A 14450-nucleotide genomic window follows, 5' to 3' on the forward strand; every position below is an offset into this window, starting at 1 on the left:
TTTTTCTTCAGCAGGCCTTCGCCCGGGTCACTCGATCCACCAGATAGACCAGTCCGTGGTAGTCAATTCCGCCATGTTGCGTCAGACCGATCTCGCAAGTCCGGCTGGTGGAAATCCCTTCGCTGCAATGCTGCACCGCCTCCTTGAGCGTGCGCAGCGAGTGGCTGTTCAGCTCCGGCGTGGTGAAGCCCTTGTCACCGGCAAACCCGCAACAGTGGATGCCTTCGGGGATGACCACGTTGGTGCTGCATTTGCGTGCCAGATCGATCAGCGCCTGGCTCTCGCCCAGATGCTGGGTGCTGCACGTCACATGCACAGCAATCGGTGCATCCTGCGGGGTGAACTCGAGTCGGTCGAGAAGGTGCGTACGAATGAAGCGCACCGGGTCGTACAGGTCCAGGCGAACTTCGCCGACATCCTGCACCAGGCGCAGGGTGCACGGGCTGGTGTCGCAATAGATCGGATCGAGTCCGCCGCGACTGGCGTGAAGCAGGGCGCTGATCAGCTCCTGGCGCTTGTGCTCGGCCTGTTCCGCATAGCCTTTGGAAGCGAACGGCTGACCGCAGCAGAGGTTGTCCTGATTGTCCGGGAACACCACCTGGTAACCGGCCTTTTCCAGCAGGCCCCGGGTTTTGTCGTACAGCGACATCTGCTCTTTGTCTCCGGCTGCCGGGCCCATGACCCGCGATACGCAGGCGGCCAGATAGACCACGCGCGGACGCTCATCGGAGACGCTCGGACTGAAGCGAATGGCTTTTTCCGGCTGCGGCATCGCATTCGTCCACAGCGGCACCTGGCCTTTGGACAAGCGCGTCAGGGTTGCTGAAAGCTTCGCCAGGCGTGGCGCACCGAGCAGCATCCGCGCACCGTTGGCCACGTGCAGAGTAAAACGTGCGCCTTGCAGGGTCTTGGCGAAATTTCCTTCGATCCAGTCAGCGGTTTTCTGATGCGTGGCGTTACGGGCGCGGAGTTTTTTCACCAGTTCGCCGGTGTTGATGCCTACAGGGCAGCGTTGCGCACACAAGCCGGTGGCGGCGCAGGTGTCGATGCCTTGGTACGCGTAGGCTTCTTCCAGTTCGCGGGTGTCGATGCCAGCGCGTTTTTTTGCCTGAATGTCACGCCAGATCACGATGCGCTGGCGCGGACTCAGGGTCAGGCCTTTCGATGGGCAGACCGGTTCGCAGAAGCCGCACTCGATGCATTTATCCACAATCTCGTCGGCCGCCGGCAGCGGCTTCAGGTGCTTGAGGTGAATCTGCGGATCTTCGCTGAGCACCACGTCCGGGTTGAGGATGCCGTTGGGGTCGAGCAGACGTTTGAGCTGCCACATCAGTTGATAGGCATCGCTGCCCCATTCTAGCTCCACGAACGGCGCCATGTTGCGCCCGGTGCCGTGCTCGGCCTTCAGCGAGCCACCGAATTCCACCGCCACCAGTTGCGCGACGTCGTCCATGAACGCCTGATAGCGTGCGATTTCTTCCGCGCTGTTGAAGCCTTGGGTGAAGACGAAGTGCAGATTGCCTTCCAGTGCGTGTCCGAAAAGGATCGCTTCGTCGTAGGCATGCTTGTCGAATAGCTCGATCAGGCGATTGACGCCGATGGCCAGTTGCTCGACCGGAAAAGTCACGTCTTCGATGATCACCGTGGTGCCGGTTTTGCGTACGGCACCGACGGCGGGGAAGGTGTCCTTGCGAATCGCCCAGAGGCGGGCGTTCTCGATCGGGTCTTCGGTGAAGTCGACTTGTTTTTCCACAGGGAAACCGCTGAGTGACGCCATGATCTGCGCCAGCTGTTCCTGCAGCAAAGAGGAAGAGGCGGCGCGGGATTCGATCAGCAGGGCGCAGGCATTGTTCGACAGCTGTTGTACGAAAGCGGGCATGCCGGGTTTGTCCTGCACCGAGCGCAGGCTGCGTCGATCGAGCAGTTCCACCGCCGACACCGGTTGGCTTTTCAGCACGGTGACCGCGTTGCAGCAGGTTTCCACATCCGGAAACACGATCAGCGCCGACGCCTTGTGCGGGTGATCGATCACTGTGTCGTAGGTCACCGCACTGATAAAACCGAGGGTGCCTTCGGAGCCAACCAACAGGTGGCTCAAGATATCCACAGGCTCGTCGAAATCCACCAGGGCGTTGAGTGACAGGCCGGTGGTATTTTTCAGGCGGTATTTGTGGCGAATTCTCGCGGCCAGCTCGGCATTGGCGCGGGTCTCGCGGCCCAATGTCGCGAGGCGCTCCAGCAGATCGCCATGACTGTTGCGAAATGCTCCGACACTGGCAGCGTCTTCGGTGTCGAGACGCGTGCCATCGGCCAGCACCAGGCGCATCCCGGCCAGCGTGTGATAGGTGTTTTGCGCCGTGCCGCAGCACATGCCACTGGCGTTGTTGGCGACGATGCCGCCGATCTTGCAGGCGTTGATCGACGCCGGGTCCGGGCCGATCTTGCGGCCGAACGGTGCCAGCCATGCGTTGGCCTGCGCACCGATGACGCCCGGCTGCAGGCGGATTTGCGTGCCTTGGCCGCGAATCTCGCGGGCGTTCCAGTTATCCCCCAGCACGATCAGCACCGAATCGCTGATGGCTTGCCCGGAAAGGCTGGTGCCCGCAGCGCGGAAGGTCACCGGAACGTGGTCGCGCTGGGCCAGTTTCAACAGGCCGACGACTTCATCTTCGGACTCGACGCGGATGACCAGTTTCGGGATCAGCCGATAAAAACTGGCGTCAGTGCCAAAGGCCAGCGTCGATAGCGGATCATCAAAACGGCGCTCGGCCGGAATCAGTTGTTGCGCATCACGCAGGAAATTCACCGGAAGCGTCATTGGTCCTCCAGGATCAGCACTACGAGGTCTTTCGGGCCGTGAGCGCCGTAAGCCAGGACTTGCTCGATGTCAGCGGTTTTCGACGGGCCGGACACCAATAATGCGTTGGTCGGCATGCCTTGGGCCCACTCGAATTCCTGCTGTACCTGATAGAAGTTGTCACGAATTTCGCTGGCCTTGAGCAGGGCGAAATGCACCGGCGGCACCAGGCTCATCAACCGCGGTTCTTCGCGGGTCGGCCAGATAATCAGGCTGCCGGTGGCGGCAATTGCGCCGAGGGTGCCGGTGAGGCTGGCCGGGGTGTCGTCGAACAACTCGGCTTTCCATGCTTCCATCGGCCGGTCGTAGGATTTCAGCGCGGGCAGATCAGGATGATTCGCCCAGTGTTGTGTGATGCGTTGCCCGTGCGCTGTAGTCGGCGCGATCAACAGGCTTGGCAACTGACGGTCACGCAGCAACTGCGCGAGCAGCGCCGGCCAGTCTGCGTCAGAGGTCAGATGAATTTCGGTGTGCACCGCTTCCATCAGTTTGCGCAGTTGCGGGATGCGTTGATCGGCGCTGTAGGTGTAAGGCTGCGTCACCAGATCGACATCAAAGTTGTCGGCAATCGGTGTGGCGCCGGTCAGGCTTTTCCGCAGCTTGGCGAGGATATTTTGCTTGGCGCTCATCAGCGGTCTCCCTGTTTGGCCAGATGCTCGCGGGCCATGTCGTGCAGTGAGCGGGCGGCGGGTTTCGGTGCGCTGTGGTTTTGCGTCCACGGGCCGACGTTGCTTGGCGTCAGCGCGCGCAGGCGTGTGGCGAAGAAGCCGAACAGTCGATACAGCGTCGGCGAGCTGTTGAGTTTCGCCCAGGCGTTCCAGATGAAACGCTCCTTGCGCGAATACTTGCTGCCCTGGCCGCGCATCACTTGATGCGGCGAGTCCGGGGCCTTGACGTTTTCTTCGCGCAAACGACGCAGGATTGCCGGGATCGGAATTTTTACCGGACACACTTCACCGCAGGCGCCGCACAGCGACGAAGCGCTCGGGTGATCCGGGACTTTCGCCAGGCCGACCATGTGCGGGGTGATGATTTTGCCGATCGGTCCCGGGTACACCTCGCCGTAGGTGTGGCCGCCGACGCGGGTGTAGACCGGGCAATGATTCATACAGGCGCCGCAGCGGATGCAATTCAGGGTCTGGCGCAATTCGCTGTCGGCAAAGGCCTGGCTGCGACCGTTGTCGAGCAGCACCAGATGCACTTCCTGCGGGCCGTCGAGTTCATGTTCCTTGCGCGGGCCGGAGATCATGTTGACGTAGGTGGTGATCGGAATACCCAGCGCCGAGCGGGTCAGCAGCGACAGCAGCGGCACCACGTCGCGCAGGTTTTCCACAACCTTTTCGATGCCGGTAACGGCGATGTGCACCGGTGGCACGGTGGTGGTCATGCGCCCGTTGCCTTCGTTTTCCACCAGCAGCAGGGTGCCGGTTTCGGCGACGGCGAAGTTCACACCGGAGACGCCGATGTCCGCTTCGAAGAATTTCTGCCGCAGGACTCTGCGACCGATCTGAATGAGTTGGTCAACGTCCTTGGTGTATTCCACGCCAAGTTTGTCGTGGAACAAGGACGCGACCTGACCGGCATTCTTGTGGATCGCCGGCATAATGATGTGTGAAGGCTTCTCGTGGTCGAGCTGGACGATGTATTCCCCCATGTCGGACTCCAGGCATTCAACACCTTGAGCCTCGAGGAAATGGTTCATCTCCATCTCTTCGCTGACCATCGATTTGCCCTTGATCACTTGCCGCGCCTCGTGAGCGCGGATGATCGACAAGACGATGCCATTGGCCTCGTCCACCGTTTCCGCCCAGTGCACTGTCACACCGTTGCGGGTCAGGTTCTTTTCCAGTTGCTCGAGCAGGTCGGGCAACTTGGAGAGCGCACGCGCCCTGATCGAGTTGCCCAGGGCGCGCAGATGTTCTCTTTCGTGGGCATCACTGAAAGCGGCTGCCCGCTTGACCATCAGTGAGTCCATGGCCGTGCGGAAGTTGTTCCGCAACTGCTGATCACCCAAAGCGTTGTGCGCCCGGGTGCGGAAATCTTCTTCTACGGCGACCGTAGGAATAATCGCGGAAGTGCTCATTGCGCACCTCCGGTTCGTTGCCACAGAAAGCTGGCGAGATGTTGCCCGCGCAGCGCTTCTTTTTGTTTCTCCAATGCGCCGTTGATGTTCATCAAACAGCCACAGTCGGCACTCAAGACCTTGTGCGCGCCGGATTCCTTCAACGCTTTGGTCTTGTCAGCCACCATCGCGCCGGAAATGTCTGGCATACGGACGCTGAATGTCCCACCGAAGCCACAGCATTCGCTTTCGTGATCGTGGTTGACCCGTTCCACGTTGCTCAGCTGCGCCAACAACTCGCGGCCGTGCAGGTGGGTGTTCATCTCGCGCCGTGCCGAACACGAAGTGTGCAGCGCGACTTTGACCGGCTCGCCGCTGTCCTTGAGCTGCACCTTGCAGACAAACAGCAGAAACTCAGCCAGTTCATAGGTGCGGGCGGCGAGGGCCTGCACCTGTTTCAACGTCTCCGGCTCGTCCTTGAACAAGTCGGCGTAATGCTCGCGCAGCATGCCCGCGCATGAACCCGACGGCACCACCACCGGATAATCCCCGGCAAACAGCGCCAGTTGCGAGCGCGCGACGGTTCGTGCCTGCTCGGTGTAACCCGAGGTGTAGGCCGGTTGTCCGCAGCAGCTTTGCCCTTGCGGGTACTCGACCTTGATCCCTTCGTGCTCCAGCAAGTGGATCGCGTCCATCCCGGCTTCGGGGTAGAACAGGTCGACCACACACGTGCCGAACAGGTAGACCCGCGACGGTTTCTCGCTGGGGTATTGCCGAGGTTCGGGCAGTGGCGGTGCCACGCGGGTGGCGTTGGGCACAGCGTTGTAAAAAAGCTCGCTCATCAGGCGTGTCTCCGGGTGGTCCCGGTTATCCGTCTGTGGCGGCTGCTGAATATAAAGAGCGTTGCTTTCAGCAGCCTTACAGACCGGGGTGTGAATTGCTGACGCCGGCATCACGAACCGGCGTCGGTTTTTTCTGTGTTTGTTGTAGGTTTAGTGCACCAGCATGCCGGTGAACCAGTAGGCCTGGGCCAGCGTGATCAGACCGACAATCGTTGCAAAGAATAGGCTGTGCTTGAGGGTGAAGCGGAACAGATCCGATTCCTTGCCCACCAGGCCGGTCGCCGCGCAGGCCACGGCAATCGACTGTGGCGAGATCATCTTGCCGGTCACTCCGCCGCTGGTATTGGCCGCCACCAGCAGGGTGTCATTGACGCCGATCTGGTGTGCGGTGGTCGCTTGCAACGAACTGAACAGCGCGTTGGACGAGGTATCCGAACCGGTGAGGAACACGCCGAGCCAGCCGAGGAATGGCGAGAAGAACGGGAACGCTGCGCCCGTACCGGCCAGCACCAGTGCCATGGTCGAAGACATGCCGGAGTAGTTGGTGACGAAAGCGAAGGCCAGCACCATGCCGATCGACAGGATCGGCCAGCGCAGTTCGTAGAAGGTCTCTTTCAAAGTGGTCAGACCAGTTCTGAAATTGATCTTCAGCACCAGCATCGAGATCAGTGCGGAGAAGAAAATCGCCGTGCCGGTCGCGGAAATCGGGTCGAGTTTGAACACCGCTGGAATGGCAGTCGGAGTGGCCACGATCGGTGCGGTTTTGATCACCATTTGATCAAGGTGCGGGATCGCGAAGTTGAACACCCAGCTGTACATCGAGCCGCCAGCGGCGAACATCGCTTTGAAAGGCTTCAGCGTCCAGATCGTCACCAGCACGGTGAGAATCAGGAATGGCGACCAGGCTTTGAAAATTTCCCCGAGGCTGTAAGGCGAAGCCACAGTGGTGCGTTTCTGGCCGAAACCGCCGACGCTGGCGGTGATCGCTGCGCTCGACGTGGCGCCGGCGATTTGCGCGCCTGCGGTGCGTTTTGGCTGCCAGATTTTCAGGAACAGGGTCAGCGATATCAGGCTGGCCAGCGCCGAGGTTATGTCCGGCAATTCTGGTCCAATGAAGTTCGAGGTGAAGTATTGGGTGATGGCGAAGCTCAGGCCTGCCACCAGCGCTGCCGGCCAGGTTTCACGCACGCCACGCAGGCCGTCCATCATGAACACCAGCCAGAACGGCACGAACAGCGACAGCAGCGGCAGTTGGCGACCGGTCATGGCGCCGATCTTGAACGCATCAATGCCGGTCACTTGCCCGGCAACAATGATTGGAATCCCCAAGGCGCCGAAGGCAACCGGTGCAGTGTTGGCGATCAGGCACAGGCCGGCGGCATATAGCGGGTTGAAACCCAGGCCGACCAACAGCGCGGCAGTAATCGCCACGGGCGCGCCGAAACCGGCGGCACCTTCCAGAAATGCACCGAAGCAGAAACCGATCAGCAGCACCTGCAGGCGCTGGTCGTCGGTGATCGACAGCACCGAACTGCGAATGACCTCGAACTGACCACTCTTGACCGTCAGTTTGTAGAGGAACACCGCCGCCACAATGATCCAGGCAATCGGCCACAGACCATAGGCAAAGCCGTATCCCGCCGCAGCGAAGGCCATGTCGACCGGCATGTGGAAAGCGAAAATCGCCACAGCAATCGACAAGGCGAGCGTGATGCTGCCGGCCACATGACCTTTGAGGCGGAACACCGCCAGCGCGAGGAAAAAGAAAACGATGGGAATGACGGCCGCGAGAGCGGACACGCCGAGACTGCCGAGCGGGCTGTAGAGCTGTTGCCAGGTTTGCATATGGGGTGGCCCCTAATTGTTGTTGGTCAGGCACTGTCAGCGTTCTTGGTTAATTGGTAATACCAATTTACAATCGCTGTTGGCTAGGGTAAAAGCCTTGATGGCGGTGTGTCAATTTGCCGCCCTAAAACTTTTGTCGAACAAGCGGTGCAGATGGCAACTGATCCGGTTCGGGCGGGTGGTGTTTGGTAGGTGTCGGCAAGGCGCCGATAGGCCAGAATAGAGAGCCCGGCGAGCGGTCGGGGTCGTGGAGAAATGAGCTATGGGGTTTGATCAGATTCGGCAGCGCCGTTTGTCTGACGATATTGTCGAGCGACTCGAGGGGATGATTCTCGAGGGCACGCTGAAGTCGGGGGAGCGGCTTCCGGCGGAACGCACGCTGGCCGAACAATTTGGCGTATCACGGCCGTCGCTGCGCGAGGCGATCCAGAAACTGGCGGCCAAAGGCTTGCTGGTCAGTCGTCAGGGCGGTGGCAACTATGTGGTGGAAAGTCTCGGTTCGACCTTCAGTGATCCACTGCTGCAACTGCTCGAAAGCAATCCCGAGGCGCAGCGCGATTTACTGGAATTTCGGCACACTCTGGAGGCATCGTGCGCCTATTACGCTGCATTGCGTGCCACCGATGTCGACCGTGAGCGGCTGACCGCAGCGTTCGAAGAGTTGCAGGATTGTTATTCGCGTCACGACGAAGTCAGTCGGGCAGAAGAGGGCGCGGCGGACGCAAAATTCCATCTGGCGATTGCCGAGGCCAGTCATAACGCGGTGTTGCTGCACACCATTCGCGGGCTGTTCGATCTGCTCAAGCGTAACGTCGTGACCAACATCGGCGGCATGTACAAACAGCGCACGGAAACCCGCGACATGCTGATCACTCAGCACCGGGAATTGTATCTGGCGATCATCGAAGGTCGCGCGGAGCAGGCGCGAGAAGTGTCCAGTCGGCACATTCTGTATGTGCAGGAAGTGCTGGAAGAGGTGCGGCAGGAGGTTCAGCGCATGGCCCGGGCGGAGCGGCGCAAGGGGATGTGATCAGTTAGTTCGGTGTTGATGCTGCAATAGCTTTCGCGAGCAAGCTCGCTCCCACATTGAAATGCATTCCAAGGTGGGAGCGAGCTTGCTCGCGAATACGCTCTAAAGGCAGAAGAAATCAGTCTTCCTTGCCCTTGTTGCGCACGGCGCGCTGCAATTCGCGACCGGCATCGCGCTCGCGCTCGGTGTCGCGCTTGTCGTATTCCTTCTTGCCCTTGCCCAGAGCAATTTCGCACTTGACCATGTGCTTGCTCCAGTACCAGGACAGGCATACGCAGGCGTAACCCTTTTGCTGCACGGCGGCGGCGAGTTTTTCCAGCTCGCGGCGGTTGAGCAGCAATTTGCGTGTGCGCACCGGGTCTGCGATGACGTGGGTGCTTGCGGTCATCAGAGGCGTGATGTGACTGCCGAGCAGCCACGCTTCGCCATCCTTGAGCAGGACATAGCTGTCGACCAGCTGTAGCTTGCTTGCCCGCAGACTTTTTACTTCCCAGCCGGCCAGGACCAGACCAGCCTCGAACTTATGCTCGATGAAGTAATCGTGTCGCGCCTTTTTGTTCTGCGCGATGGTCCCTGTTGGGTGTTTCTTCTGTTTAGCCATAGGGGCGGCATTATATGGAGTTGTTCCGCTGTCGGCTACGGTGATGCTGCGTGCTTGAGCAGGTTGAGTGAATCCCGGACAATGCGGCCTCTTTTTCTAACGCTTGGGCGTGATAAACGATGTCGACAGACAAGGTTTCTGTCCACGGCAGTTGGGCTAGCCGCTGGGTATTCATACTCGCCGCGACCGGTTCGGCCGTGGGACTGGGTAGTATCTGGAAATTCCCCTACATGGTCGGGGTCTACGGCGGCGGTGCCTTTGTGCTGATGTTTCTGGCGTGCATCGCGTTGATCGGTGTTCCGGTCATGCTCGCTGAAACCCTGATCGGTCGTCGTGCCCGGCAAAGTCCGGCGAACGCCCTGAAGGTCCTGGCGCTCGATGCCGGGCATTCGGCCAAGTGGTCGTGGGGCGCCTTTGCCGGGATGATCACGGCGCTGCTGATCCTGTCTTTCTATAGTGTGGTCGGCGGCTGGTCGCTGGATTACATCGTTGACATGGGGCGCGGGGACTTTCAGGGCGCCACGGCCGACCAGGTCGGCGCTTATTTCGGCAAGGTCATTGCCGATCCGTGGCGCCTGACACTTTGGCACACGATTTTCATGCTGCTGTCAGCGGTGGTGATCGCCAAAGGGGTGGTCGCCGGGCTTGAGCGCAGCCTGCGCATCATGATGCCGCTGCTGTTCGTGATGGTGCTGGTGCTGCTGGGTTACAGCATGACCACCGGGCATTTCATGGAAGGCGTGCATTTCATGTTCGACTTCCACCCGGAAAAAGTCCTCGACGGCTTGTTGCCGGCCATGGGCCACGCGTTCTTCTCGCTGAGCGTCGGTGTTGGCTCGATCATGATCTACGGCGCCTACATGCCTAAGGATGCGTCGTTGTCCGGTACGGTGGTCGGCGTCGCACTGCTCGATACCTTTGTGTCGCTGGTGGCCGGTCTGGCGCTGTTCCCGATTGTGTTTGCCGGCGGACTGAACCCTAGCGAAGGCCCAGGCCTGATGTTCGTCAGCCTGCCATTTGCTTTTGGTAACGTGGCATTCGGTCAGTTGATGGGCGTGGTGTTCTTTGTGCTGGTGGCGATTGCGGCGTGGAGTTCGGCGATTTCCCTGCTGGAGCCGATGGTGGCCTATCTGGTTGAGCGCACGAAAATCAGCCGCGCCTGGGTTACTTTCTGGCTGGCATTCATTTGCTGGTTCGTTGGTCTGGGCACGGTGTTCTCCTTCAATATCTGGAAGGAGGCCAAATTTTTCGTGAACGAAGGCGGAATGTTCCATCTCTACCAATGGGGGGCGGCGGGCGGTCTGGACTTCTTCGGCGTGATCGATTTCTTCACCTCGCGGATCATGCTGCCGCTCGGTGGCCTGTGTTTTGTGCTGTTTGCCGGTTGGGTGATGGGGCGTGAGGCGGTGCGTGACGAGTTGTCGATTCGCAATCCGGCGCTGTTTGCCCTGTCTTTGTTCTTGATGCGCTACGTGGCGCCTATCGGCATTCTTGTAGTATTTGCCGCTCAGCTCTGGAAGTAACGCTTACATGACGACACATATTCAACGATCAGCGCTGCTGCCGTACCCGGCGCAATTTCTCTACGACCTGGTCAACGACGTGGCGCGTTATCCGGAGTTTCTGCCGTGGTGCTCGTCTGCCGAAGTGCTGGAAAGCTCGCCGGAACACATGCGCGCCAGCGTCGGCGTGGCCAAGGGGGGACTCAGTCAGCACTTTGTGACTCGTAATACGCTGGTGCCGGGGCAAGCGATCGAGATGAACCTTGAAGAAGGTCCGTTCAATCAGCTGCACGGTGTCTGGGTGTTCAAGGCGTTGAATGAGAAGGCTTGCAAGATCAGCCTGGATCTTTCCTTCGACTACGCCGGGCCGTTGGTGCGTGCGACCTTGGGGCCGCTGTTCAATCAGGCTGCGAATACTCTGGTGGACGCGTTCTGCCAGCGCGCCAAGCAGATGCATGGTTGAGCCGGTGATCGAGATAGAGGTCGTGTATGCGGCCGTTGAACGTCAGGTTTTGCGTACCGTCAGTGTGGCTGAAGGTTCGACAATACGGGCTGCGGTGCTCGCCTCGGGCATCGGTGAGGCGTTTCCCGAGCTGAATCTGGCGGATTGCCCTTTGGGGATCTTTGGCAAAGTGGTTGCCGATCCTCAGGTTCGCCTGGTTCAGGCGGGGGATCGTATTGAGATTTATCGCCCGTTGCTCGCTGACCCGAAAGAGGTACGGCGCTTGCGCGCAGCCAAGGCTGCCGAGGCGAAAGCTCGAAATCAGTGAGAGTGCCAAACGGCAGACAATAAAAAACCCGGAATTTCCGGGTTTTTTATTGCGTCGCAAATTATTGCGGCGAGGTGTCCAGGGGCTCTGGTGTCGGAACCGGAACGGTTTCTACACCATCGACGTCCTTCTGGATTTGATCCAGCAAGGAACCTGGCTTCACCGGTTTTTCCGGTTTTGGCTTCTCGGCGTTTTCAGCAGGAGCGGTCACCTTGGTGCCACTGTCCTTGCCGAGAATGGCTTCGTCACGGCTGACGCCCGGCATAAAGTCACCGGACAGGCTGACAAGCTGGTCGTTTGAGTTGAAAATAACGCTGACGCGTTCCTGTTGGCGTTCACCGCCACCCGGTTGCAGGCTGTACAGATAATCCCAGCGATCGGCATGGAACGTGTCGACAAGCAGAGGGTTGCCCATGATAAACCGTACTTGCGGCCGGGTCATTCCCGGGCGTAACTGGTCTATCATGTCCTGCGTGACGACATTGCCCTGCTGGATGTCGATTTTGTAAACCCCGGGGAATGAACAACCGGCGAGTGCGAGCAGTCCCACAAAGGTGAAACTGGTTAGCAAGAGCTTGGTGTTTTGCATCGGTGGGCGACTTCCACTATCTTGGCTGGGACAACGTAAACGCCGATCATACCCGCATTAAGAGAAGCTGCGAAGCAGCATCGCGAGAAAGCTGACCATGGTTGAAAATAGCGAACTACGCAAAGCCGGCCTCAAAGTGACCCTGCCACGGGTCAAGATCCTGCAAATGCTCGACTCTACCGAGCAGCGTCACATGAGTGCCGAGGACGTCTACAAGGCGTTGATGGAAGCGGGCGAAGACGTCGGTCTGGCCACGGTTTACCGTGTTCTGACCCAGTTCGAAGCCGCTGGCCTCGTGGTCCGTCACAACTTCGACGGTGGCCACGCGGTATTTGAATTGGCCGACGGCGGCCACCACGATCATATGGTCAACGTGGAAACCGGTGAGGTCGTCGAATTCGTCAGCCCGGAAATCGAAAAGCTCCAGAAGGCAATTGCCGAGGAGCACGGTGTTGATCTGGTAGATCACAATCTGGTGCTGTACGTACGCAAGAAAAAGTAAGCATGTCGCGCGAATTTCAGGTTCGCGAAACGAACGAAGGCGACCCAAGGGTCGCCTTCGTGCTTTCTGTCGTACCTGTTTCGGCGCTCAGGCTTTCGCGGTAACGACCATTTTCTTGGCGTGCGCCAGCGACTCCTTGGTCAGGTCGATCCCGCCCAGCATCCGTGCAACTTCTTCTATACGGTCGTTTTTGCTCAATTTGGAAACGGCGGTATGCGTCGCCTGTTCGCCGCGCACCTTGTGCACGAACAGATGTTGATGCCCTTGCGCCGCCACTTGCGGCAAGTGCGTCACGGTCAGGACCTGCCCGCGTTCGCCGAGCCGACGCAACAACTGGCCGACGATTTCAGCGGTTGGCCCGCCAATCCCCACATCCACTTCGTCGAATACCAGGGTCGGTACGCGAGAGGTTTGCGCGGTGATCACCTGAATCGCCAGGCTGATCCGCGACAGCTCACCACCGGAGGCCACTTTCGCCAGTGCCTTGAGCGGCTGGCCGGGGTTGGCGCTGACCAGCAGTTCGACCTGTTCGAGGCCGTTAGGCAATAGTTCGTCACTGCTATTGGCCCGCAGTTCGATGGTGAATCGACCACCAGGCATGCCCAGGCGCTGAATTTCCTGCTCAACCGCGCTGGCGAGACTGCCGGCGGCCTGATGGCGCAGATCGCTCAGCTCTCGGGCTTTTTCCTGATAGTGGCGGGCATAGGAAGCCAGTTCCTCGCCCAGGCGCTCGATGGATTCATCGTTGGCGTTGAGGGTTTCTATTTCATCCAGCAGCTTTTGCTGCATTTCTCCGACTTCGGTCGGCTGGATCCGGTGCTTGCGAGCCAAGGTATAGATCGCGTCGAGGCGCTCCTCCAAATATTGCAGGCGGGCCGGGTCGGCATCGAAGTTATCGAGGAAGCGATTGAGCTCGCCGACGGCTTCTTCCACTTGAATCTGCGCGCTGGTGAGCAGGCTGCTGGCTTCGCCCAGTGCGCCGACCGAGTTGTTCACGCTCGACAGGCGATTGAGGCTGGCGGTCAGCGCGTTCAGCACATTGCCGGAATCGCTCTCGCTGCATTGCTCGACCACTTGTCGGCAAATGCCCAGCAGGGTCTCGGCGTTTGTCAGGTTCTTGTGTTCCTGCTCCAGTTGCTCGAGTTCGTTTTCGCCGAGGCCGAGATTCTCCAGTTCTTCCAGCTGATAGCTGAGCAGTTGGTGGCGAGCGCGTTGCTCGTCGCCGGAGTTGGACAGTCGCTCAAGCTCCTGACGCGTCTGGCGCCAGCGCTGGGCGGCCAGTTGAACCTGACGGGCCAGGTCGGTGGCGCCTGCATATTCGTCGAGCAAACGGCGATGAGTATCGGTCTTCAGCAGCGACTGGTGTTCATGCTGGCTGTGGATGTCGATCAACAACTCGCCGAGCGACTTCAGATCGCCGAGCGGGCAGGGCGTGCCATTGATATAGCCGCGGGAACGACCTTCGGAGGTGATGACCCGGCGCAGGATGCACGGGCCGTCGATGTCCAGGTCGCGCTCGGCCAGCCAGGCATGGGCTTCAGGGATGTCCACCAGGTCGAAGGTGGCGAGGATGTCGGCCTTGTCGGCGCCGGGGCGAACCACGCCGCTGTCGGCGCGATCGCCGAGGGTCAGGCCCAGAGCGTCGAGCATGATCGACTTGCCGGCGCCGGTTTCCCCTGTGATCACGCTCATCCCGCGATCAAGTTCGAGATCGAGATGTTCAACGATGGCGTAGTTGTGTACGGACAGGTGCACCAGCATGAAGGCCGCTCCCAGGCTTAAGGTCTGGTTATTTATACAGTGTTTTGTTTCGGGCTGACAATGCCCTTCCTTAGCTCGATTTGCTTGAA

Annotated in this window: 13 protein-coding genes; 5 read left to right on the forward strand and 8 right to left on the reverse strand. The window is 59.7% G+C overall.

Annotated features, from left to right (window positions below; genetic code table 11):
- Positions 1 to 7: 7 nt before the first annotated feature.
- The 5 genes from HV782_RS04770 to HV782_RS04790 form a co-directional block, all read right to left on the reverse strand.
- The gene (locus tag HV782_RS04770) at positions 8 to 2818 is read right to left on the reverse strand and encodes an FAD-binding and (Fe-S)-binding domain-containing protein (RefSeq protein WP_186746292.1); all 2811 of its coding nucleotides are present in this window, start codon (positions 2816 to 2818) and stop codon (positions 8 to 10) included.
- Positions 2815 to 3486, reverse strand: a complete 672-nt coding sequence (locus HV782_RS04775; protein ID WP_186746290.1) for a LutC/YkgG family protein — start codon at positions 3484 to 3486, stop codon at positions 2815 to 2817. The genes HV782_RS04770 and HV782_RS04775 overlap by 4 nt, the downstream gene beginning before the upstream one ends.
- Positions 3486 to 4940, reverse strand: coding sequence for a LutB/LldF family L-lactate oxidation iron-sulfur protein (locus tag HV782_RS04780; RefSeq protein ID WP_123464508.1), 1455 nt, complete (start codon positions 4938 to 4940; stop codon positions 3486 to 3488). The genes HV782_RS04775 and HV782_RS04780 overlap by 1 nt, the downstream gene beginning before the upstream one ends.
- Entirely contained in the window at positions 4937 to 5761 is an 825-nt protein-coding gene (locus HV782_RS04785; RefSeq protein WP_128615789.1) for a (Fe-S)-binding protein, read from the reverse strand. The genes HV782_RS04780 and HV782_RS04785 overlap by 4 nt, the downstream gene beginning before the upstream one ends.
- A 150-nt stretch (positions 5762 to 5911) precedes the next feature.
- The gene (locus HV782_RS04790; protein WP_186746288.1) at positions 5912 to 7606 is read right to left on the reverse strand and encodes a lactate permease LctP family transporter; all 1695 of its coding nucleotides are present in this window, start codon (positions 7604 to 7606) and stop codon (positions 5912 to 5914) included.
- A gap of 262 nt (positions 7607 to 7868) precedes the next feature.
- On the opposite strand from HV782_RS04790, the gene HV782_RS04795 reads away from it, so the two are divergent.
- A complete protein-coding gene (locus HV782_RS04795) occupies positions 7869 to 8636 on the forward strand; it encodes an FCD domain-containing protein (RefSeq protein WP_007915207.1) in 768 nt (255 codons plus the stop codon).
- A 118-nt stretch (positions 8637 to 8754) separates the two neighbouring features.
- On the opposite strand, the gene smpB is transcribed toward HV782_RS04795, so the two are convergent.
- Positions 8755 to 9237 carry an SsrA-binding protein SmpB gene (smpB, locus tag HV782_RS04800; protein WP_007915208.1) on the reverse strand — a complete coding sequence of 161 codons (483 nt, stop codon included), beginning with the start codon at positions 9235 to 9237 and terminating at the stop codon, positions 8755 to 8757.
- Between the two features lie 119 nt (positions 9238 to 9356).
- Between smpB and HV782_RS04805 the strand changes: the two genes are divergently transcribed.
- The 3 genes from HV782_RS04805 to HV782_RS04815 are packed head-to-tail and all read left to right on the forward strand — an operon-like array spanning position 9357 to position 11509.
- Positions 9357 to 10760, forward strand: coding sequence for a sodium-dependent transporter (locus HV782_RS04805; protein ID WP_128615788.1), 1404 nt, complete (start codon positions 9357 to 9359; stop codon positions 10758 to 10760).
- A 7-nt stretch (positions 10761 to 10767) separates the two neighbouring features.
- Complete coding sequence (locus HV782_RS04810; RefSeq protein ID WP_186746286.1) at positions 10768 to 11202, forward strand: type II toxin-antitoxin system RatA family toxin; 435 nt, start codon at positions 10768 to 10770, stop codon at positions 11200 to 11202.
- The gene (locus tag HV782_RS04815; protein ID WP_186746284.1) at positions 11195 to 11509 is read left to right on the forward strand and encodes an RnfH family protein; all 315 of its coding nucleotides are present in this window, start codon (positions 11195 to 11197) and stop codon (positions 11507 to 11509) included. The genes HV782_RS04810 and HV782_RS04815 overlap by 8 nt, the downstream gene beginning before the upstream one ends.
- Before the next feature lie 61 nt (positions 11510 to 11570).
- Here HV782_RS04815 and HV782_RS04820 read toward each other — a convergent pair whose 3' ends face one another.
- Positions 11571 to 12098 carry an outer membrane protein assembly factor BamE gene (locus HV782_RS04820; RefSeq protein WP_123464522.1) on the reverse strand — a complete coding sequence of 176 codons (528 nt, stop codon included), beginning with the start codon at positions 12096 to 12098 and terminating at the stop codon, positions 11571 to 11573.
- 97 nt (positions 12099 to 12195) lie between these two features.
- On the opposite strand from HV782_RS04820, the gene fur reads away from it, so the two are divergent.
- Positions 12196 to 12600, forward strand: a complete 405-nt coding sequence (gene fur, locus HV782_RS04825; RefSeq protein ID WP_003221515.1) for a ferric iron uptake transcriptional regulator — start codon at positions 12196 to 12198, stop codon at positions 12598 to 12600.
- An 87-nt stretch (positions 12601 to 12687) separates the two neighbouring features.
- On the opposite strand, the gene recN is transcribed toward fur, so the two are convergent.
- On the reverse strand, positions 12688 to 14361 hold the full coding sequence (gene recN, locus HV782_RS04830) for a DNA repair protein RecN (RefSeq protein WP_123464524.1): 1674 nt from the start codon (positions 14359 to 14361) through the stop codon (positions 12688 to 12690).
- Positions 14362 to 14450: the final 89 nt, after the last annotated feature.

This window comes from Pseudomonas monsensis (genome assembly GCF_014268495.2).
GTDB lineage: Bacteria > Pseudomonadota > Gammaproteobacteria > Pseudomonadales > Pseudomonadaceae > Aquipseudomonas > Aquipseudomonas monsensis.

What these genes read in the sequence shown, in the direction of transcription:
- HV782_RS04770 (WP_186746292.1), bottom strand. Translation starts at nt 2,818, where the DNA reads ATGACGCTTCCGGTGAATTTCCTGCGTGATGCGCAACAACTGATTCCG.
- HV782_RS04775 (WP_186746290.1), bottom strand. Translation starts at nt 3,486, where the DNA reads ATGAGCGCCAAGCAAAATATCCTCGCCAAGCTGCGGAAAAGCCTGACC.
- HV782_RS04780 (WP_123464508.1), bottom strand. Translation starts at nt 4,940, where the DNA reads ATGAGCACTTCCGCGATTATTCCTACGGTCGCCGTAGAAGAAGATTTC.
- HV782_RS04785 (WP_128615789.1), bottom strand. Translation starts at nt 5,761, where the DNA reads ATGAGCGAGCTTTTTTACAACGCTGTGCCCAACGCCACCCGCGTGGCA.
- HV782_RS04790 (WP_186746288.1), bottom strand. Translation starts at nt 7,606, where the DNA reads ATGCAAACCTGGCAACAGCTCTACAGCCCGCTCGGCAGTCTCGGCGTG.
- HV782_RS04795 (WP_007915207.1), top strand. Translation starts at nt 7,869, where the DNA reads ATGGGGTTTGATCAGATTCGGCAGCGCCGTTTGTCTGACGATATTGTC.
- smpB (WP_007915208.1), bottom strand. Translation starts at nt 9,237, where the DNA reads ATGGCTAAACAGAAGAAACACCCAACAGGGACCATCGCGCAGAACAAA.
- HV782_RS04805 (WP_128615788.1), top strand. Translation starts at nt 9,357, where the DNA reads ATGTCGACAGACAAGGTTTCTGTCCACGGCAGTTGGGCTAGCCGCTGG.
- HV782_RS04810 (WP_186746286.1), top strand. Translation starts at nt 10,768, where the DNA reads ATGACGACACATATTCAACGATCAGCGCTGCTGCCGTACCCGGCGCAA.
- HV782_RS04815 (WP_186746284.1), top strand. Translation starts at nt 11,195, where the DNA reads ATGGTTGAGCCGGTGATCGAGATAGAGGTCGTGTATGCGGCCGTTGAA.
- HV782_RS04820 (WP_123464522.1), bottom strand. Translation starts at nt 12,098, where the DNA reads ATGCAAAACACCAAGCTCTTGCTAACCAGTTTCACCTTTGTGGGACTG.
- fur (WP_003221515.1), top strand. Translation starts at nt 12,196, where the DNA reads ATGGTTGAAAATAGCGAACTACGCAAAGCCGGCCTCAAAGTGACCCTG.
- recN (WP_123464524.1), bottom strand. Translation starts at nt 14,361, where the DNA reads ATGCTGGTGCACCTGTCCGTACACAACTACGCCATCGTTGAACATCTC.